Origin of the sequence: Nocardioides psychrotolerans, from assembly GCF_900113685.1 — a bacterium.
GTDB lineage: Bacteria > Actinomycetota > Actinomycetes > Propionibacteriales > Nocardioidaceae > Nocardioides > Nocardioides psychrotolerans.
Genome location: NZ_FOQG01000006.1, coordinates 130,122 through 149,923 on the forward strand (window position 1 = coordinate 130,122; position 19,802 = coordinate 149,923).

General features: G+C 71.2%; 19 protein-coding genes and 2 tRNA genes. 14 read left to right on the top strand and 7 right to left on the bottom strand.

Going from position 1 to position 19,802, the window contains the following annotated elements:
• Nucleotides 1-123: 123 nt before the first annotated feature.
• The 10 genes from gyrA to BM204_RS09310 all read left to right on the top strand — a co-directional run bounded on the left by gyrA (nucleotide 124) and on the right by BM204_RS09310 (nucleotide 8,235).
• Complete coding sequence (gyrA, locus tag BM204_RS09265) at nucleotides 124-2,760, top strand: DNA gyrase subunit A (RefSeq protein WP_246166500.1); 2,637 nt, start codon at nucleotides 124-126, stop codon at nucleotides 2,758-2,760.
• Nucleotides 2,760-3,371 (top strand): DUF3566 domain-containing protein, encoded by a 612-nt coding sequence (locus BM204_RS09270; RefSeq protein ID WP_091112376.1) that lies wholly within the window; start codon nucleotides 2,760-2,762, stop codon nucleotides 3,369-3,371. Before gyrA ends, BM204_RS09270 begins: the two co-directional genes overlap by 1 nt.
• Nucleotides 3,372-3,554: 183 nt before the next feature.
• Nucleotides 3,555-3,628, top strand: a tRNA-Ile gene (locus BM204_RS09275).
• Between the two features lie 93 nt (nucleotides 3,629-3,721).
• Entirely contained in the window at nucleotides 3,722-3,847 is a 126-nt protein-coding gene (locus BM204_RS22970) for a DLW-39 family protein (RefSeq protein ID WP_218031340.1), read from the top strand.
• Nucleotides 3,848-3,889: 42 nt separating this feature from the next.
• A tRNA-Ala gene (locus BM204_RS09285) sits at nucleotides 3,890-3,962 on the top strand.
• A gap of 150 nt (nucleotides 3,963-4,112) precedes the next feature.
• Complete coding sequence (locus tag BM204_RS09290) at nucleotides 4,113-4,646, top strand: hypothetical protein (protein ID WP_091112381.1); 534 nt, start codon at nucleotides 4,113-4,115, stop codon at nucleotides 4,644-4,646.
• A gap of 292 nt (nucleotides 4,647-4,938) precedes the next feature.
• A complete protein-coding gene (locus tag BM204_RS09295; RefSeq protein WP_147095098.1) occupies nucleotides 4,939-5,502 on the top strand; it encodes a helix-turn-helix domain-containing protein in 564 nt (187 codons plus the stop codon).
• Nucleotides 5,503-5,566: 64 nt separating this feature from the next.
• Entirely contained in the window at nucleotides 5,567-5,953 is a 387-nt protein-coding gene (locus BM204_RS22190) for a hypothetical protein (RefSeq protein ID WP_143099701.1), read from the top strand.
• 80 nt (nucleotides 5,954-6,033) lie between these two features.
• On the top strand, nucleotides 6,034-7,494 hold the full coding sequence (locus tag BM204_RS09305; RefSeq protein ID WP_246166495.1) for a plasmid pRiA4b ORF-3 family protein: 1,461 nt from the start codon (nucleotides 6,034-6,036) through the stop codon (nucleotides 7,492-7,494).
• Between the two features lie 399 nt (nucleotides 7,495-7,893).
• On the top strand, nucleotides 7,894-8,235 hold the full coding sequence (locus tag BM204_RS09310) for a sigma factor (protein ID WP_091112388.1): 342 nt from the start codon (nucleotides 7,894-7,896) through the stop codon (nucleotides 8,233-8,235).
• 163 nt (nucleotides 8,236-8,398) lie between these two features.
• Here BM204_RS09310 and BM204_RS09315 read toward each other — a convergent pair whose 3' ends face one another.
• Nucleotides 8,399-9,460: an App1 family protein phosphatidate phosphatase gene (locus tag BM204_RS09315; protein WP_091112389.1), complete on the bottom strand. Its 1,062-nt coding sequence runs from the start codon at nucleotides 9,458-9,460 to the stop codon at nucleotides 8,399-8,401.
• Between the two features lie 72 nt (nucleotides 9,461-9,532).
• Here BM204_RS09315 and BM204_RS09320 point away from each other — a divergent pair, with 72 nt between their 5' ends.
• The gene (locus BM204_RS09320; protein ID WP_143099702.1) at nucleotides 9,533-10,627 is read left to right on the top strand and encodes a hypothetical protein; all 1,095 of its coding nucleotides are present in this window, start codon (nucleotides 9,533-9,535) and stop codon (nucleotides 10,625-10,627) included.
• 6 nt (nucleotides 10,628-10,633) lie between these two features.
• On the opposite strand, the gene BM204_RS09325 is transcribed toward BM204_RS09320, so the two are convergent.
• The 6 genes from BM204_RS09325 to BM204_RS09350 all read right to left on the bottom strand — a co-directional run bounded on the left by BM204_RS09325 (nucleotide 10,634) and on the right by BM204_RS09350 (nucleotide 17,739).
• Nucleotides 10,634-11,425: an MBL fold metallo-hydrolase gene (locus BM204_RS09325; RefSeq protein ID WP_091112394.1), complete on the bottom strand. Its 792-nt coding sequence runs from the start codon at nucleotides 11,423-11,425 to the stop codon at nucleotides 10,634-10,636.
• Nucleotides 11,422-12,156, bottom strand: coding sequence for a sterol desaturase family protein (locus BM204_RS09330; protein WP_091112397.1), 735 nt, complete (start codon nucleotides 12,154-12,156; stop codon nucleotides 11,422-11,424). Before BM204_RS09330 ends, BM204_RS09325 begins: the two co-directional genes overlap by 4 nt.
• Nucleotides 12,153-12,884 (bottom strand): FadR/GntR family transcriptional regulator, encoded by a 732-nt coding sequence (locus tag BM204_RS09335; protein ID WP_091112400.1) that lies wholly within the window; start codon nucleotides 12,882-12,884, stop codon nucleotides 12,153-12,155. Before BM204_RS09335 ends, BM204_RS09330 begins: the two co-directional genes overlap by 4 nt.
• A gap of 196 nt (nucleotides 12,885-13,080) precedes the next feature.
• Nucleotides 13,081-15,342 (bottom strand): transglutaminase-like domain-containing protein, encoded by a 2,262-nt coding sequence (locus BM204_RS09340; protein WP_091112403.1) that lies wholly within the window; start codon nucleotides 15,340-15,342, stop codon nucleotides 13,081-13,083.
• A 204-nt stretch (nucleotides 15,343-15,546) separates the two neighbouring features.
• Entirely contained in the window at nucleotides 15,547-16,767 is a 1,221-nt protein-coding gene (locus BM204_RS09345; protein WP_091112406.1) for a DUF58 domain-containing protein, read from the bottom strand.
• Nucleotides 16,768-16,773: 6 nt separating this feature from the next.
• Nucleotides 16,774-17,739: an AAA family ATPase gene (locus BM204_RS09350; protein WP_091112408.1), complete on the bottom strand. Its 966-nt coding sequence runs from the start codon at nucleotides 17,737-17,739 to the stop codon at nucleotides 16,774-16,776.
• 70 nt (nucleotides 17,740-17,809) lie between these two features.
• Between BM204_RS09350 and BM204_RS09355 the strand changes: the two genes are divergently transcribed.
• The 3 genes from BM204_RS09355 to BM204_RS09365 are packed head-to-tail and all read left to right on the top strand — an operon-like array spanning nucleotide 17,810 to nucleotide 19,797.
• Nucleotides 17,810-18,583, top strand: coding sequence for an SURF1 family protein (locus BM204_RS09355; protein ID WP_170259232.1), 774 nt, complete (start codon nucleotides 17,810-17,812; stop codon nucleotides 18,581-18,583).
• Nucleotides 18,580-18,942 (top strand): DUF3817 domain-containing protein, encoded by a 363-nt coding sequence (locus BM204_RS09360; protein WP_091112413.1) that lies wholly within the window; start codon nucleotides 18,580-18,582, stop codon nucleotides 18,940-18,942. Before BM204_RS09355 ends, BM204_RS09360 begins: the two co-directional genes overlap by 4 nt.
• 27 nt (nucleotides 18,943-18,969) lie before the next feature.
• The gene (locus BM204_RS09365) at nucleotides 18,970-19,797 is read left to right on the top strand and encodes a patatin-like phospholipase family protein (RefSeq protein WP_091112415.1); all 828 of its coding nucleotides are present in this window, start codon (nucleotides 18,970-18,972) and stop codon (nucleotides 19,795-19,797) included.
• Nucleotides 19,798-19,802 lie beyond the last annotated feature (5 nt).

Consider the following 19,802-nt stretch of genomic DNA (forward strand, 5'->3'; position numbering starts at 1 on the left):
CTCGAGTAGAACCGACCAGAGAGACGAAGACACGTGACTGAGATCCCCACCGGCGGCACGACGACTCCCCCCGAGGGACCCGGCCCCGGCGGCCGCATCGAGCCGATCGAGCTGCAGACCTCCATGCAGCGCGCCTACATCGACTACGCGATGGCTGTCATCGTCGGCCGCGCGCTGCCCGACGTACGCGATGGTCTGAAGCCCGTGCACCGTCGCGTGCTCTACGCCATGTACGACGGCGGCTACCGGCCTGACCGCGGCTTCTCCAAGTGCAGCCGTGTCGTGGGTGACGTCATGGGCCAATACCACCCCCACGGCGACAGCGCGATCTACGACACCCTGGTGCGTCTCGCGCAGCCGTGGGTGATGCGCGCGCCGCTGGTCAACGGGCAGGGCAACTTCGGCTCGCCGGGCAACGACTCCGCTGCCGCGATGCGTTACACCGAGTGCCGGATGGCGCCGCTGGCCCTGGAGATGGTCCGCGACATCACCGAGGAGACCGTCGACTTCCAGCCCAACTACGACGGTCGCTCGCAGGAGCCGGTCGTCCTGCCGGCGCGCTACCCCAACCTGCTGGTCAACGGCTCGGCCGGCATCGCGGTCGGCATGGCCACCAACATCCCGCCGCACAACCTGCGCGAGATCGCCGCCGGTGCCCGCTGGGCGCTCGAGCACCCCGAGGCCACGCGCGAGGAGCTGCTCGACGCGCTGCTCGAGCGGGTCAAGGGCCCCGACTTCCCCAACGGCGCGATGATCGTGGGCCACGAGGGCATCGAGCAGGCCTACCGCACCGGTCGTGGATCGGTCACCCAGCGCGCGGTCATCGAGGTCGACGAGGATCCCCGCGGGCGCACCATCCTCTCGATCACCGAGCTGCCCTACATGGTCAACCCCGACAACCTCGCGCTCAAGATCGCCGAGCTCGCCGACTCCGGCAAGGTCCAGGGCATCTCCGACGTGCGTGACGACTCCTCGGGTCGCACGGGCCAGCGCCTGGTCGTCGTGCTCAAGCGCGACGCCGTCGCCCGGGTGGTGCTCAACAACCTGCTCAAGCACACCGAGCTGCAGACCAACTTCAGCGCCAACATGCTGGCGCTCGTCGACGGCGTGCCGCGCACGCTCTCGATCGACCAGTTCATCTCCAACTGGGTCGCCCACCAGATCGAGGTCATCCAGCGACGCACCCGCTTCCGCCTGGCCCAGGCCGAGCGCGAGGCCCACATCCTGCGGGGCCTCGCGAAGGCGCTCGACGCACTCGACGAGGTCATCGCGCTGATCCGCCGCTCCCCCGAGGTCGAGGACGCCCGCGACGGGCTGATCGAGCTCCTCGACATCGACGAGATCCAGGCGACGGCGATCCTCAACCTGCAGCTGCGCCGCCTGGCCGCGCTCCAGCGCCAGAAGATCGTCGACGACCTGGCCGAGATCGAGCTGAAGATCGCCGACCTCGAGGACATCCTCGCCCAGGAGGAGCGCCAGCGGCAGATCATCATCGACGAGCTCGGCGAGGTCGTCGACAAGTACGGCGACGAGCGGCGCACGCAGATCATCGCAGCCGACGGCGACCTCTCCATGGAGGACCTGATCCCCGACGAGGAGCTGGTCGTCTCCATCACTCGTGGCGGCTACGCCAAGCGCACCCTGCGCCACCAGTACCGCACCCAGAAGCGTGGCGGCAAGGGCGTGCGCGGCGCGACCCTGCGCGGCGACGACGTCGTGGAGCACTTCATCTCCACCACCAACCACCACTGGCTGCTGTTCTTCACCACGGCCGGTCGCGTCTACCGCACCAAGGCCTACAACCTGCCCGAGGCCCAGCGTGACGCCAAGGGCGGTCACGTCGCCGGGTTGCTGAGCTTCCAGGCGGACGAGTCGATCGCGCAGGTGCTGGCGATCCGCGACTACGAGCAGGCGCCCTACCTGGTGCTCGCCACCCGCAACGGGCTGGTGAAGAAGACCCGGCTGGGTGACTACAACAGTCCGCGCCAGGCCGGCGTCATCGCGATCAACTTCCGCGAGGACGACGACGAGCTGATCGGGGCCGAGCTGGTCAGCTCCGAGGACGACATCCTGCTGGTCTCCCGCAAGGGCTCCGCGATCCGCTTCCGTGCCGAGGACTCCCAGCTGCGCCCGATGGGTCGCGCGACGTCCGGCGTCTCGGGCATGAAGTTCCGCAACGAGGCCGACTCGGTGCTCTCGATGTCGGTCATCCGCGCCGCCCAGGCCGCGACGGAGGAGTCCGAGGACAACATCCAGTATGTCTTCACGATCACCGACGGTGGCTTCGCCAAGCGCAGCCGCATCAGCGAGTACCGCACCACCAACCGCGGTGGGCTCGGGGTGCGCGCCATGGCGCTCGCCAACGAGGACCGTGGCGGGCTTGTCGGTGCCTTCATCGTGGAGGAGGGCGACGAGGTCCTGGCGATCACGCAGGGTGGCCAGGTCGTGCGCAGCCCCATCAACGAGCACTTCCGACCGACCGGTCGCTCGACCCAGGGCGTCAAGTTCGTGTCGCCCAAGTCCGGTGACTCCGTGGTCGTCGTGGCTCGCTCGGTGGAGTCGAAGGTCGACGAGGAGGCCGGGGCCGAGGCGGGGGCGGAGGCCGGGGCCGACGGCGCGCTCGAGGGCGCGACCGTCGTTGCTGAGTCGTCGGATCAGGCCCCGGATGTCACAATCGATGAGTCCACGCCGGTGGACAGCCACGTGCCCGATGACAGTGAGGGCGCCGAGCCCGACGAGACAGGGGAGAGTGACAGCTGATGACGGAGCGTCCCACCCAGCCGTCCACCCAGCGCACGGCCACGACGGGGACCAAGGCCACGGCCAAGCCTCCTGCGCCGGCCAAGCCGGCAGCCGACCGCGGCGCCGACGAGACCGCCGTACGACCGCCCCTGACGGAGCGGATCCAGGCCAAGCTCAGCTCGGCGCGCAGCGAGCACGTCGCCAACGCCGAGCCCGAGTCGAAGACCAAGGCCAGCAAGGCGGCCGCCGGGGCCAAGCCCCCGCGCCGGGCGCGACTGCGGCTGACCCGGATCGACCCCTGGTCGGTGATGAAGACCGCCTTCCTGCTCTCCATCGCCTTCGGCATCGTCACGGTCGTCTCGGTGCTGATGGTCTGGTCGGTGCTCGGCGCCGCCGGTGTCTGGGACTCCATCAACCAGACGATCCAGGAGAGCATCGGCGGTCCGGAGACGGCGAACCTCGATGTCGAGAACTACGTCGGCACCTCGCGCGTGCTCGGCTTCACGATGCTCGTGGCCGCCGTCGACGTCGTCCTGCTGACCGCGATCGCGACCCTCGGCGCCTTCCTCTACAACATGGCCGCCGCCCTGCTCGGTGGCATCGAGGTCACGTTGTCCGAGGACAACTGACCCTCACGGCTCGCGTCGGCTGACCGCTCGCGTGGTGGTCCCAGCCGCCCACAGGTCACCCCTCCCGGCAGGCCCGACAGGCCGTCGTACGACGGGTGGCGGGGGCTGCCCGGTCCGGGACGGATCCCGTTTTGTAGGCGCCGTTCAGCGTGGGGTAATGTTCGCCGCTGGCAGTCGCCATGAGGGCCTATAGCTCAGACGGTTAGAGCGCTTCCCTGATAAGGAAGAGGTCACAGGTTCAAGTCCTGTTAGGCCCACTCACGCGGGATCTCTCATCGCCCGTGGAGCCCCTCACGGGCCTCCGCCCCGGCCCGCGGGTCGGGGACACCTCGCACCACAAGGGAGTCAGCATGAAGAAGATCCTCCTGGTCATGATCGCCGCCGCCGGCGCCGTCGTGGCCCGCAAGAAGATCTCCGAGGGCAAGGCCGAGCAGGCCCTGTGGGCCGAGGCCACCGACCCGGTCGCCAAGATCTGACGCCAGCACACCGCCGGCCGCGCACGTCGTGGCCGGCACCGCGGGGCCTTGGCGCAATTGGTAGCGCACCTGCTTTGCAAGCAGGGGGTTAGGGGTTCGAGTCCCCTAGGCTCCACACCGAGAAACCGCAGGTCAGCCTGCGGTTTCTTTTGTTTCTCCATGTACCCCGCACCTGCTGGTCGTTGCGCCGTGGGGGACTGGTGGGGGAATCAGTGGAACAGGCGGCACCTAGCTTCTCTGCCCTCAAGCTGCGAAGCTGCGCCGGATGGACGGCTATGCGCGACATGTGAAGGCGAATCTGTCGCCCGAGCAGGCCGTGGAGATGCAGGCCGTCGACGGTTTGGCGAAGAAGTTGCTCGCGCACATTGTCGACACGACGGCGGAGATTGCGGCGCTGCATGTGCATGGCGCGAAGAGCAAGGCGATCCAGGATCACTTCGCCATCCTGCTGCGCGAGGAGCTCGGCTTCGGCGAGGAGGTGGTGTTGACCCCGCAGAGCGGTCTGGTCACGCAGGCGCGGCCAGACTTCTTCTTCGAGCTGATGGACGGCCGCGGGATCATCGCCGAGGTCGAGCGCGGCGGGACGATCACCAACAACCATGACCTCAAGGACCTGTGGAAGGCGCACGTCGCGCCGGACGCCCACCACCTCTTCTTGATCGTGCCGCACAACAACTGGAAGGGAGACGGCAGTCCGCGCGAACGCCCCTTTCAGACCGTTGCCCGCCGGCTCGGCGCCTTTTTTGGCGATCCCCGCCGGGAAATCGACGTGCTGAGCGTGCACGTCTTCGCCTACTGACATACAGCGCTACTCGAGGAGCAAGTCCTCGGCGCGCATGGCGATCTGTTAGGCGTCCCTATGTCTGGGACTGATCGCGCAACCGGTTCTCGCCCGTTCTCCGCGCCTCCTTCGCTCCGCGGGCGGCAAACGGGCCATCCGGATCAAGCTCGAGGACCTGGAGGTGGCACCGCGGCAGATCCCGTCTGCTCGGTGGTGATGCGGCAATCCGTCGCGCGCCGACATCACGTTGTCATATATGACTACGCCAATGTATCCTGTCCACGTGATGGACCGAGACACACAGGCGGTCATGGACCGCCTCAACGCCGCTCATGCGCGAAGCGGTCTCTCGTTGCGCCGTTTTGCCCACGCACTGGGGACCGACGCTTCACGATTCTCGGCCTACCGCTCGGGCAAGATCGCGCCATCTGCGGCGTTCCTACTGCGCGCCGAGCGCATCGCAGACGCCATCTCCCGCGCTCGCGAGAGCCGCATTCCTTCCTCCATCGACGCCGTCCTCGCCATTGGCGCAGCCCACAACAAGGGCGACGACGACTGGACCTACGCCCTGTCTCTCGAACTTCGCGACAGGCTCCGCGACATCTTGCGCAATTCCACGGAGCTGGCCGAGGCCTGGGAGGCGCAGCCGCCCGACATCGAAGCTCACTGGAAGGCCCTGGCCGCCGCATTCGTCAGCAGGGAGTTCCATGAGGCCGGCCTTCCTGCACCCAGGTGGACGCAAGGGCCCCGCCTCGCCAGCGAATGGATCCTCGACACACCTCGACTCAGCGACGACCAGATCAAAGAACAAACTCCACGCTGGCTCGCTGAGCGCAACATCTTCATCGCTGAGAAGGACCTCGTCACCGCGTGATGGGCTGACCCCCGATATCGACGCACTGACCAGTCACGCAGCGGTCTTGGACGAGGCCACATCGATGGCCCAAGACCACGGCCTACCCGAAGGATGGCTCAACAGCAACGCCGCGGGCTGGGTGCCTCCTCGGCCCGAATGGGCACTGACGCCGCCAACAAAACCGGGCCTGACCATTCACATCGCCCCGCCCGAGCACGTCCTGGCGATGAAGGTCATCGCCACACGTCGCAAAGACCGCCCCGACATCCGACTCTTGATAAGAGAGGTCGGCATGGAGGACGCGCCACCGGAGGAGTACGCCGACCTTCTTGCCCGCATCTACGACGGTGAAGGATTGCTCCCCACCATGCTCGGGATCAAGGGAGACGATCCGGCCGCCACGCACACCGAGGCCATCCGCATCGGCGAGTGGGCCCATCAGTTCGCGAGCGAACTCCGCAACGGATAGCCAGCACGCGCGAAAGAGCCGCCCTGCGACCATCGTGGCGCGCGCCTATCGACAGATCCGACGGTGATTGACTGTCCGTCGTGGCCGAAGCAACCGACGTCCAGCACCTGGTGAAGCAGCTGATGGCCGGCGCCAGCCCCGAGGAGAGCAAGGCGCTCCTCGACGCGCTGATGAGCGGACAGGTGACCAGCATCTTCGAGAAGCTCAAGCGCGATCAGGCGCCGACGCTGCTCCCGGTCCCGACCAAGGTCCGCGGGTTCCGGGTGCGTCTGGACCTGCACGGCGCGAAGCCGCCGGTCTGGCGCCGCCTCGAGCTGCCCGGTGACCTCAGCCTTCCGCGGCTGCATGACGTCATTCAGGCCGCGATGGGGTGGACCAACAGCCACCTGCACCGGTTCCGCACCGGCAGTGACCACCGTTCGCCGTACTTCGTCACTCACTTCGACCTCGAGGAGGGCGATGAGGGAACTCTCGAGGACGACGTACGACTCGACCAGCTCGTTGCCGAGAAGGGCGACGAGCTCTGGTACGACTACGACTTTGGCGACGGCTGGGACCACAAGTTGGTGGTCGAGGAGGTCCTCGACGAGCCGCCCGCGACGGCGCGGTGCACCGGTGGTCGGATGGCGTGTCCGCCCGAGGACTGCGGTGGCATCGGCGGCTACGAGGACCTGGCCGCCTGGGTCCGCAGCGGGTACGACGACGCCCTCCTCCCCGGCAACTTCGACAACGGCGCACACGCTCACGACTGGCTGCCACTCGACTGGCACCCCGAGCACTTCGACGTGGAGGAGACCAACACCGCCCTGGCGGTCGCGGTGGCCGAGCCGGTCGCGGTGACCGGGGAGCTGGCAGACCTTGCTGAACAGCTCGACCGCCGGGGCATCCGCCTGCTGCGCGAGGTGCTGGGCCGTCCGTTCTCTCACGCCCCGACCGAGGTCACCGAGGCCGAGGCCGCCCGGATGACCGAGACCTACCGGACCTTCCTCGACGTCGTCGGCGGCGGCGTGGCGCTGACCGCTGCGGGCTACCTGCCGCCGGCGGTGGTCGAGCAGATCGCCGAACGTACCGGCATCGCGGACTGGTGGTTCGGCAAGGCCAACCGGGAGGACCACACCTTCCCCGTCGCCGGCATCCGCGCCACCGCGCGCGCCCTCGGGCTGGTCAGCATCCGCAAGGGCCGGCTGAGCCCGACCGCCGCCGCCCTTCGATGTGGCCACGATCCGACGGCACTCCTGCGCCACATCGTCGGGCGCCTGCCTTTGGGCACTAAGGACACCGAGCGCCAGGCGGGCTGGATGGCACTGGCCGTGGCCGGCAGCGGCACACCGGCGCAGGAGTGGCGCAGCGAGGTCAGGGACCTGCTGTACGCGCTCGGGTGGCGAAGCGGACACGACCGGTTCTCGCCTCCGCCCGCCCATAGCGCGACCCTCGACGTGCTTGAGCAGCTCGCCGGTGCTTCGCGCGTCCGCATGCGCGAGATCACCGGCGTCGACTTCGCCGTCGCGGCCACCGCCCGTGCGGTGATCCGGCTGACCTGACCACTGTCGAAGATTGGGGTGACAGCCGACCGCTAGGCTTTGAGCGGAATTGATTCTTGTGTGTAGCGGTCGCTCCGTAGCGATTCGCACACAAGGAAAAAGGCATCTGACCTGCGGAGACGAAGATCAGGCGAAGCGGTTGATGCATTCGTGCATGCGTTCAGATCTCTGAGTTGCACAAGCACCCACCGGGGCTGGGGCCGGGTGCCCGCGTTCTTGATCTGCTCGTCTGCGCGGAGCTTGCGCCAGAGGTTGGACACCTTGTCCCTGCGCTGTTGAGGAGTGAGCTCCTCGGCGAGACGCTTGCCGCCTGGTCGTGATTCAGCACCTGACGGGCCGCGATCCCGCGGCCGTGGCCAGCGCTCGCGCGGTGATCGGTGCCTATGAGCAACCTTGGTGATGCCTCACCTCGTTGAGTTCGTCGAGTCGGCCCGCGGGCGGCTGCGGCGCACGGCGTACCTGCTCTGCGGCGACTGGGACCAGGCTTCCGACCACGTGCAGGAGGGCCTGATCCGGGTCTACGTCGCGTGGCCGCGCCTGACCCGGGCCGGGCGGAAGCACGCCTACGCCCGCCGGGCCGTGGTCAGTGCCTTCCTCGACCATGTCCGGCGCCGGTCGAGCAGCGAGGTCCCGCGGGAGCCTGACCACGAGCTTCCGACCGGGTCCAGGTGCTCGACACCGACGGCGACCAGGTCGTCACCCTCCAGGGCAGTGGGCTCGAGGGTGTGCTCACCGCCGTGACGGGCGCCGGCGTGGTGACCGTGACGTCCTACGAGCGCGGAGGTGAAGGCACCTACGTCTACGACCTCGACTCGGGGCGGTTCCTGCGCGTCAGCGAGGACGTGTCGTCGTGGGGCACCAGTGGACCGACGCAGGACCAGCAGTTCCTGTGCTGCGGGCCGCTTCACGCGCCGGGCAGGATCCCGCGATCGCGCAGGGCCTGCGCGAGGGCGTGCCCGTCGGGTGCGCGGACGGTGATCCGGGTCGACGGGTCGTCCACGTCCGGCCCGGGAGCCGGTGAGGTCACCTGGGCCAGCTGCTCGGAGAGGGTGAGCTCGCGGATCGCCACGCCGACGACGCGGTCGGGGAAGGCCGTGACCGCCTCGGCGTAGAGCGTCGGGTCGTGCTGCCCGTCGTCGCCGACGAGCAGCCACCGCAGCTGCGGCAGCTCCTCGAAGAGCCTGCGCAGGGTGGTGCGCTTGTGGTCCTGCCCGGAGCGGAACCACCCGTCGGACGTCGGACCCCAGTCGGTCATCAGCAGCGGCCCGGCCGGATAGCCGTGGCGGTCGAGGAACGCGGTCATCGGGCGCGCGGTGTTCCACGCCCCCGTGGAGAGGTAGACGACGAAGGCGTCCACGCTGCCGGCCAGCACCTCGTCGTACAGCTCGGCCATGCCGGGGACCGCGCGTCGCTCGTCCTCGCGCACCAGGAAGGCGTTGCGGAAGGCCAGCAGCGGACGCGGCAGCATCGTGACGATGACGGTGTCGTCGAGGTCGCTCAGCAGGCCGAGGGAGGTATCGGGGCCGACGATCCGCAGGGGTGCGCTGACCGGTGCCGCAGCACCGACGGTCAGTGACGCGGAGGCCCAGCCGGGCGGGAGGGCGGCGTCGAGCCGCACGTCGACGTAGCCGTCGGCACCGCTGGAGACGGTGTGGGTCTCGCCGCCGAGGTCGATGGTGAGGGGTACGCCGGCGGCCGCTGTCGACACGAACCGGCGCCAGCCGCGCCCGTCGGTGCGGGCGGCGCTAGGGGTGCCCGGGGGCGCGAGGATGACCCGGGCCAGCACCCGCACCCAGCCGCCCGCGTTGGGACCCGTGCTGGGACCCGCGCTGGGACCCGCGGCGCGACTGGCGCCGTAGCCGGTGTGCGCCACCACCCGGGGCGTCCAGCCACGCGAGCCGAGCTGCTGCCCGACGAGGTCGTGGACCCGTCGCTCGAGCCGCGCGGCGCGGTGCGGATGGCTCATGGTCGTCGACCCTAGCGACCGGTAGCGGCACGGGTGGGCGCTCGGGGCCCGACGTCGAGTGACGCATCGAGCATGTCCAGGACCGCTGGGAAGATGCCCTACGTGTCACTCGACGCCGACGAGGCCGGTCCTGGTTTCGCCGGAGAGTCGGCGGCGCTGGCCCGGTGGTGGCAAACTGCTCCGGTGAGGTCATGGGGTGCAGCGGTGCTGCTGACGGCGGTGGTGGCTGCGACATCGGTGACGAGCGGGTGCAGCAGCGACCGGCCCGAACCCACCCTGGCGCCACCCCTCGAGGACTTGGGCGACGTCGGCCCGCCGGCGTACGACCCGGGGCTGGAGGCGGCAGCGGCCGTGCTCGCCCTGGTGCCGCAGGACGCGACCTCCCTGTCGGTCACCGACTTCGACCAGGTGCGTCTGCTGCTGGGGGCCTCCCTGCTGACCGGGCAGGACCCCTCGCCGGTGCGGGAGCGCTTCTGGAGTCGTGCCGCGGCGCAGGCTCCGTTGCTCTCCGAGGGGCTGCTGCGTCCGGTCGACGCAGAGCTCGCGGCCGACTACGGCTTCACCCAGGACGACGTGAAGTGGGAGGCGGCCTTCACCGGTCCGGCGGGTGACGGCTTCGTGCTGGCACTGCGCGACGACCTCCAGATGGCCGGTGTCGAGCGCGCGGTGGCGGACGGCGTCGGTCCGCTGGCCGGAGCCGAGGTCGACCCGATCCTGCGACTGGTCACGGTGGGCACGACCGACGATCCCGAGACGAGCTGGGCGGTCTCGGAGGAGATCGCGGCGATGGTGGGACCTGCGGCGGCGAACGCGACGTACGTCGAGCGCGACTGCCTCGACTTCGCCCAGACCCTGGGGACCGACGCCACGACGCTTGCGGCCGTGCCGGCCGACGACGTCGCCGCGCTCGAGCCGCTCGAGCTGTTCAGCGTGACGCTCGGTGGTGAGCTGGCGACCGTCCGGATGGGCCCGGAGCGCGAGGACGCCTTCGAGCGGCTGCGGCTCGCGGGCAACCTGCCGGCGACCGAGCCCGAGCTCGGCCTGGGCTTCGCCGACGGGGTGGCCGACCCGGTCGGGGGCCGCATCGGCTATGTCATGCCGGACGCCGCCGTCGCGGCGCGACTTGTCCGCGAGCGGAAGCTGCCGTTCGCGGTCTGTCCTGCCTGAGGTCCCTCAGGCCTGCAGCGCTGCGAGCTCGGAGGCGTCGTGGGCGCTGAAGACGGTGACCGTCCCCCCGGGGCCGCCGTGCGTGGCGTGGAGCTCGCGCACCCGCTCCGCGTTGGCCCGGCGCGCCTTGTCGGCGTGGGCCAGCACGGTCTGGAAGACCCGCAGCGGTCGCGGGCACGACGGGGGCGTGAGCTTCTCGCCCGTGTGGAAATAGGAGTCGCCGGCGTGCAGGAGCCAGTGACCGTCCAGGCGTCGTACGGCGACCCCGCTGTGCCCGCGGCTGTGGCCGTGGAGGGGGACGATCACCACGTCGTCGCCGACCGCGGTCACGGAGTCGAGCCCGTGCCAGGTGTCGCCGCCCTCGCGATGGCGGACCCAGGTGGGGTCGTGGGCCCACTGCTCGGCGACGTAGCGGGCCTTCTCCTTCAGCGACGGGTGCAGCGCGGCCTCGAGCTCGGTGGCGTGGACGTGCACCCGGGCCTGGGGAAAGTCGCCGATGCCGCCGACGTGGTCGAGGTCGAGGTGGGTGAGCACGACGTCGGTGACGTCGACCGGGTCGAGCCCGAGCGCGGTGATCCGGGCGGCGGCGGTCTCGGCGGGGTCGAGGAGGGGGCGTACGACGGCCCGGAACGGCTGCCCGAGACGCTTCGGGCGGGCCAGGTCGGCGGAGCCGAAGCCGGTGTCCACCAGGAGCAGTCCCTCGTCGCGCTCGACGAGCAGCACGTGGGCCACCATCGGGGCCGCGGCGAGCGGCGTCATCGTGCCGCAGTTGAGGTGGTGGACCCGCTGGTTCGTCACCCGGTGATCGTGGCAGGTGCGGGGCTGCTCTCGTGGAGCTTTCGGACGGTGGGCGACGTGGGCACGTCGGCCGGGTCGGGGTAGGTGCCGAAGAGCCGGTCGGCGGTGCCGGACGTGGTGACGGTGAACCAGTAGTGCTCGTTCTTGTAGTGGTGCAGCCGGTGGTTGCGCCACACCGCGCGGTAGGCGCGTGAGCTCGGCTTGTAGTCGCTGTGCACGAGGTAGTGGGTCCACTCGTAGGCGAACATCATTGCCGTCGCGCTCACCAGCAGGGTGAGCGCGCTGCCGGTCGGCAGGGCCACGAGTGCTGCTGCGGCTCCCGCTGGGACGAGCCAGAGCAGGGCCTTCCACGGGATGAAGACCAGCGGGATGTCGCGCGGGTCGGCGTGGTGGGCGCGGTGCTCGCGGGCGAGCAGCGAGTCGATGCGCACAGGGCCGACCCGGCGGGGCCGCCAGTGCAGGACGACGACGTGGATGACCCACTCGATCGCCGGGAACAGCGCGACGAGCCCGACCGGGATCACGAGCTGCCACGTGTCGCCGCCGCCGTGCACGACGCGGGCGGCGGTGGCCGCCACGAGGGCCGCCGCGATCATCGGCGGGCTCGGGTGACGCCAGAAGGCGCGCCAGGCCTGGCCGAGCGTGATCGCCGTACGACGGGTGGCGGCAGTCGTGTCCTGCGCCAGGCGCTCGGCCGCCAGGGCCTCGATCTCGGGGCTGGGCTTGGTCATCGCTGCTCCTGGGTCTGCTCGAGCGCGGCGAGCGCGCTCACGAGGCTGTCGGTGGCCGGTCGGAGGACCCGGTCGGCCGCGGCGCGGGCGGTCTCGGGGTCGCCGGCGGAGATGGCGGCGGTGAGCACCCGGTAGGCGCCGGCCTGACCGACCTCCTCGGCCATCGCGGGGGCGAGCGCCTCGAGCGCGGGCTCGTAGGCGGCGCGCAGGCTGTTGAACATCATCCGGAACACGACCGAGTCGGCCGCATCGACCACGAGGTCCCAGAACGTGAGGGCGTGCACCTGCCGCTCCACGTCGTCGTCGGTCGCGGCGAGCTCGTCGACGCAGGCGGTGAGCAGGGCTCCGAGGGTCTCCCCGCCGCGCTCGGCGGCCAGCGCCGCGACGCTCGGCCCGATCGCGAGCCGTGCCTCCAGCACGCTGCGGGCGACGGCTGCGTCGAGCGACCCCTTGCGCACGAGGAGCTGGGGCAGCAGGTCGAGCCCGGCATAGCGCCGGAAGTCGCGCACGGTCGTCGCGCCACCGTGGCGCACGTCGAGCAGCCGGGTCTGCGCCATCCGCTGGAGCGCCTCACGCACGGCGGGCCGCGAGACCCCGAGCACCTCAGCCAGCCGACGCTCGCTCGGCAGCGTCTCGCCGGCCCCGATCTCGCCGTCCACGACTTCCGCGAGCACCTGGTCGAAGACCTCGTCGGGCACGGAACGTCTCACCACGGGCTGGAGGGGCATGCGGTCGACGGTAGGCCGGGCGATGGGCGTTGGTCAAGTGGTCTGACCACTTCGCCGCCGGCTGGCGGATAGGTCGGGGTGCTCGCCGGGTGGTCAAATGTTTGACCATGCGCGGGGCGGTGCCCGCCGGCTGATGGCGATCGACCGGGTCCAGGCCAGTCGGCGGCGCGCGCTTTCCGGGTGGCCGGTCGCCGACTCATCCGCGACGCAGGCTGGCGGGGCTGAAGACCGCCCAGGCGCGGCGCCACGGCGCGGCGTGGACGCCGATCGAGGAACGCTCCGCACGCACGAGCGCCCAGAAGGCCGCAGCGTCGGCGGCCTCGGGGGAGTCCAGGGCGTAGATCCGGCGGTCGGCTTCGTGCGCGAGACCGAGGATCGCGCCGCCCGCACCCCCGCCCGCACCCCCGCCCGCACCCCCGCCCGCACCCCCGCCCGGAGCAGCGCCCGGAGCAGCCGCGACGGCGCGGGCCTGGGCCGGCCGGGTCAGCCCCGGAGCGACGGGCAACCCGAGGTCGCGGGCGTGGTCGACGAGCTCGAGCCACGCGCCGGCATACCTCATCGTCACGCGACGTGAGGAGAGGCGGCGGCGTCGTCGCACCCCCTTCACCACCGGCACGACGATGGGTGCGCCGAGGGCCAGCGCGAGGAGGACGAGTCCCCAGGGGACCCCGCCCGACCCCTCCTCGGACGACGCGGACGACGACGGGTCCGGCGGCTCGGCCGCGGGCTCCTCCTCGATCTCCGGCTGCTGCGGCGGCGTGGCCGGCGGGTCGGGGAATGCCCGCGGGGGCAGCACCTGGTCCACCCCGACCCGCCGCGGCGGCCGGTTGCCCATGAACATCTCGGTCGGCAGCGTGCGCCACGACCCGTCGGCGATCCGCACCTCGACCCAGGCCTGCACGTCACGACCACGCACGACGCCGCTCGAGGGAAGGACAGCGCCGACGACGACCCGGGCAGGCGCCCCGAGGCGGTTGGCCATGAGGGCCATCGCGGCGGCGTACTGCTCGTCGTTGCCGACGGTCGGCTCCCCGAGCACGAAGCCGTCGCCGAGCCGGGTCGTGCTCTGGCCGGCGGGGTAGGACGCCTGCCAGAAGATCGCGCCGTCGCTGTAGCGACCGACCCGCCTGAGCCGCTCCGCCACCCGGAAGACCCCGTCGATCGGCGAGACGGCACCGAGCGCCCAGGCCTCGATGGCCGGGTCGAGGAACGCCCCGGCCTCCCTCAGCGCAGGATCGACCAGGGAGGACGCCGTCATCCGCCGCTTCAGCAGCCCCCCGGTGATCGCGGTCGTGAAGGTGTAGGTGTCGTTCTTCTCCAGCCGGTCGTCCATGATCGCGGTCTGCGTCGCCGGGTCGTAGCGCAGGTGCGTCTGGGCGTCCTCGCGCGCGGAGCCGAAGAAGGAGAACGCCTGGACCGCGCCGATCGTCGGGACCCACCGCGAGGAGTAGTCGCCGGTGGGGTCGACCGCGACCCGGATCTCGCGGCCGTCGGCGGGGTTGTCGATGGTCGAGGAGAGCCGGAGGAACCGGTCGTCGTCGCGCGTGGGGTCGCTGTCGTTGGCGGCCTGCCACCGGTTGCCGTCGTAGGCCTCGAGCGCGGCGAACCGCACGCGCACCCCGGCCGGCGCCCCCCGCAGCGTCAGCAGCTTGCGCTCGTGGACGTTGCCCTCGGGCGTGCGCTGGCCCGGGGCCGGCTCGGTGAAGTCGCGGAAGGAGTCGAGCGGCGTCGCCTCCCGGCCTGCGTCGTACGCCGGCACCTCGCGGCTGAGCACGAACCTCGCGCCCGGCGTCGGGTCACCCGCCACCGCGGCCGCGGTGAGCGCGGCGGCCAGCACCAGCGCCACGCTGCCGAGCATCCGCCAGGCGCGGGCCGGGTCGCGGCCGTGGGCGGCCTCGTCGATGCGCAGGCCGCGTAGCCGCATCCACATCATCGCGACGACGCCGAACCCGACGCCCTGGAGCAGCACCGAGACCGGCTCGGGCTGGGCGAGGAGCAGGACCACCGCGAGCACCAGGGTCGGTGGCATGAGGGGAACCGCGGCGCGGGTGGAGCGCAGGGCGAGGGCCGTCCCGATGCCCGCGGAGAACAGCGCGAGCAGCACCGGTGCGAGGAGCGCGGCCCCGGAGGAGTCGACGGGTGGGTGGGTGCCCAGCAGCACCGGCCAGGCGTCGGCGCTGGCCCGCACGCCGGACTCGAGGATGCTCAGGTCGGTCAGCCGCAGGTCGCGCTCGACGATCGGCCCGCAGGCGAAGTAGTAGGCGAAGGCCAGCGCCAGCCCGACGACCTCGACCCCGCCACGCGCCGCGACCACCCCGGTCGCGACGGCCGACCCGAGGACTGCGGCGACCCCACCGGTGATCCACCACCCGTTGCCGCTGAACGTCGAGGACCAGCCGGCCAGCGCGATCATCGTCAGGGTCAGGACGAGCAGCACGTCCCAGGCGTGGAAGGGCATCACCTGGGCCGGCGGTCGACGCCGGAGCAGTTTCACAGGTCTTCCCGGTGGGCTCGCAGTTCGACCGCCGCCTCACGGTGGTCGTTCGTCTCCGGACCGATGCGGTCTCTCGCTTCGCTCACAGGTCTTCCCGGTGGGCTCGCAGTTCGACCGCCGCCTCACGGTGGTCGTCCGTCTCCGGACCGATGCGGTCTCTCGCCTCGCTCACAGCCGCACCCCGCGGACGTAGGCCGCGAGCAGTCCGGGCAGCTCCGCCAGCTGGGTCACCGTGAGCTGCGGCGGGCCGGCGAGCGTGTGCTCGGCCGGGGTGCCCGAGCCGTCGGCGCGCAGCGTCAGCAGTCGTACGTCGTCGGGGAAGGAGCGTGCGACCTCGGGCAGGAGCGAGGTGTCCAGGAGGCCGCCCGAGATGACGACCACCTGGCTGGCGTCGGGGGCGACGAGGGCCGCCGTGCGCGCGGCGACGACGAGGTCGCCACCCAGTGACCACGACGAGAGGCAGAAGGCGTCGAGGACCTGCTGCGGCGGGCCGGAGACCTGCTGGGGGCCGCAGACCATCGTCAGGTCGGACTCGTCGAGCCCGACGCGCAGCACGACGGAGGCCGCGACCTGGAGTGCGAGCTCGAGGTCGTCGGAGTGGTCGTAGGCCGCGTGGGTGTCGTCGACGATCACCACGACGTGGCTGCGGCGGGTGTCGTGGTACTGCCGCACGTGCAGCCGCCCGGTCCGCGCCGACGAGCGCCAGTGGACGTGGCGCAGGTCGTCGCCGACGACGTACTCCCGCAGCGCGTGGAAGGACAGGTCGCTCATCGAGATCTCGTCGCTGGGCACGCCCTCGAGGTCGCGCACCGAGCCGGCCCCGAGGGTCTCGATGCTCACCATCCGCGGCCTCACGAACAGGTCGACCGGGGTGCTCCAGGCGGCGTGGCGCTGGAAGAAGCCGAGCGGGTCCGTACGACGGGCGCCGGCTGGGCCGACCTGGAGCACCCCGCGGCGCACGGCCGGGACCTCGATCTCCTGCTCCACGCGGACCCCGCGGCGCAGCACCGGCAACCGCACGTGGGCGCTCTGCGTGCCGGCGTCGGCTCGCTCGGCGTCGAGGGGGACGCTGACGAGGGGGTGCCACATCGGGGCGAGGCGCAGGTTGGTGACGCGCAGCAGCCCGGTGCCGGTCTCGCCGGCCACGGTGTGGGCCGGGCGCAGCTCGAGCTGGGCGCGGACGCGCGTGGGCAGCGCGACGAGGACCAGCGCGACGAGGACCAGCAAACCGCACATCACCGCGATCAGCCGGAACTCGGCATAACCCAGCGTGAGGGCGATCGCCTCGCTGGACAGCCCGAGCAGGATCACCGCGCGCCCGGCCGGGGTGATGCCACGGAGGGCGCGGCCGACACGGCGCCGCACGCGCGTGCGGCGGGTCTCGATCACCGGGGCTCAGTCACGGTCGAGGGGTGGCGGCACCGCCGCCAGGAGCTGGGCGATGACTTCGCCGATCGTGATCCCGCTGAATTGTGCCTGCGGGTCGAGCAGCAACCGGTGGCACAGCACCGGCTCGGCGAGGGTGTTGACGTCCTCGGGCACCACCGAGGTGCGACCGTCGGCCACGGCCCAGGTCTTGGCGACCCGCACCAGGGCCAGGCAACCGCGGGCCGAGAGCCCCAACCGCACGTGGCGCAGCTCCCGGGAGGCCTCGGCGAGCTGACGCACGTAACGCACCACGGCCCGGTCCACGTGGACGTCCGCGGCCAGCGCCGACATCTCCGCGATCCGCGCGGTGGAGGCGATCGGCTTGACCAGCTCGGCCCGGTCGCGGACGTGGGAGGCGAGCAGCAGCTCCTCGGTCGACTCCGCATCCGGGTAGCCGACCGACGTCTTCATCAGGAAGCGGTCGAGCTGCGCCTCGGGCAGCCGGTAGGTGCCGGCCTGCTCGATCGGGTTCTGCGTGGCGATCACCATGAACGGCCGCGGCACGTCGTGGGTCACGCCGTCGACCGTCACATGCCCCTCCTCCATGACTTCCAGCAGCGCGGCCTGGGTCTTGGGCGAGGCCCGGTTGATCTCGTCGGCCAGCACGATGTCGTGGAAGATCGGTCCGGGGTGGAACTCGAAGGACCCCTTGGCCTGGTCGTAGACCGTCACCCCGGTCACGTCGGTCGGCAGCAGGTCGGGGGTGAACTGGATGCGCGCGTGGCTGCCCTCGACGGTGTTGGCCAACGACCGCGCCAGCATCGTCTTGCCGGTCCCGGGCAGGTCCTCGAGCAGCAGGTGCCCCTCGCTGACCAGGCAGGTCAACGCCAGCCGGATCACGTGGTCCTTGCCCAGCAACGCCTGGCCCATCGTCTCGGCCATGTCGGTGAATCCCGCCCGGAACCACTGAGCCTGCTCGGCGCTGACCGTCATGCAGGGGAGAGTACGGCGAAACGACTCCGTCCACCCACCCGCAGGTGAAACGACTCCGTACCCTGGAGGAGTGGCCCGCTACTTCACCCCCCGGATGATCGGCGCCCACCTGGTGGCGCTGGCGTGCGTGGGGGTCGCCGGGTCGCTGGGGGTGTGGCAGTACGACGCGTGGCAGGCCAACCGGGCCGCAGAGGCGGTCGACCTGTCCGAGCTCGAGCCGCGGCCGATCGCCGACGTGATGGGTCCGGACGACCCGTTCCCGGCGGCCTTCGTCGGCCAGCCGGTCACGGTCAGCGGCACCTGGCTGCCGGAGTCGACGGTCTACGTGTCCGGCCGCGAGGTCGACGGGGCCGACGGTTTCTGGGCCGTCACGCCGCTCGCGGTCGGCTCGGCCGCCGACGACCCCGCGCTGCCGGTCGTGCGCGGCTGGGTCGCCGACCCGGCGGACGCACCCGCACCGCCGACCGGGACCGCCGAGGTCGTCACCTGGCTGCAGCCCCCTGAGGGCACCGGCCAGGCCGACGACGACCCGACCGACGACGTGCTGCCCCAGATGCGCACGGCCGACCTGATCCAGCAGGTCGACCAGGACCTCTACGGTGCCTACGGCGTGGTCGACGCGGACGAACCGTCGACCAACGCGGGAGCCGAGGGCCTGACGCCGGCCACGCTCGAGCAGCTGCCGCCGCCGGGGCGGCTGACCGCGCTGCGCAACATCCTCTACGCCTTCGAGTGGTGGGTGTTCGGGGCGTTCGCCGCCTTCATCTGGTGGCGCTTCGTCCGCGAGGAGGAGGTCCCCCACGAGGTCCCGGCGGAGGCCGACCCAGTACCGTCGGAGGCGTGACAGGAGCCCTGACCCGATACCGCATCATGGCCACGATCGTCGGCGTGCTGCTGATCGTGCTGATCCTCGTGGGCGTGCCGCTGAAGTACCTCCTCGAGGAGGGCTCCGGCGGCCAGGAGCTCGGTGAGTTCATCACCACCTACCTCGGCGTGGCGCACGGTTGGCTCTACATGATCTTCTTGCTCACCGCCTTCGTGCTCTCGCGCAAGGCCGGCTGGGAGCTGGGCTTCACGATCGTGACGCTGCTGTGCGGCACCGTCCCGGTCCTGAGCTTCTGGGCCGAGCACCGCGCGACCCAGCGCACCCGCGCCGAGCATCCGGAGGCATTCGGTCCGGCAGCCACGACCGCAGTCGGCTAGGCCGATGACTAGGCCGATGACCAGTCGATGACCACCGCGTTCGTGCTCGGCGGCGGCGGGATCCTCGGCGCCGTCGAGGTCGGCATGCTCCGTGCCCTCTTCGAGCGGGGCATCACCCCCGACCTCGTGCTGGGCACCAGCGTGGGTGCGCTCAACGGCGCGATGGTCGCGCGCGACCCGAGCGAGGCCGTCATCGAGCGGATGCTCGACCTGTGGCGCAGCGCCAACCAGAGCGGCCGCGAGGTCTACGGCGACCGGCCGCTGCGGACGGTGCGCCGCGCGGTCTCGACCGGCACCCACATCTACTCCGCCAAGCCCCTCAAGCAGCGGCTCGTCGAGGAGCTCGGCGACATCACGTTCGAGGAGCTGCCGGTCCGGTTCCAGGTGTGTGCGGCCAGCATCGAGCGCGCGGCGGAGCACTGGTTCAGCACCGGCCCGGTGGTTGACGCGGTCGTCGCGAGCGCCGCCGTACCCGGGATCCTGCCGCCGGCCGAGGTCGACGGTGAGCACTACCTCGACGGCGGCATCGTCAACTCCATCCCGCTCGGGCGGGCCGTCCAGCTCGGCGCGACGCGGGTCTTCGTGCTCCAGGTCGGTCGCATCGACCGACCGCTGACCGTGCCGAAGCGGCCCTGGGAGGTCGCGCGGGTGTCCTTCGAGATCGCCCGACGACACCGGTTCAACCGCGAGCTGGCCGAGCTGCCTGACGACGTCGAGTGCCACGTGCTGCCGGCCCGCGGCACCTCCGCGCGCGACGACACCCTCTTCGGCACGCGTGACTTCAGCACCGTCGAGGCCCGCATCGACCGGACCTACGAGGCCTGCCGTGACTACCTCGCCGAGCACGATGCCTGAGCGGG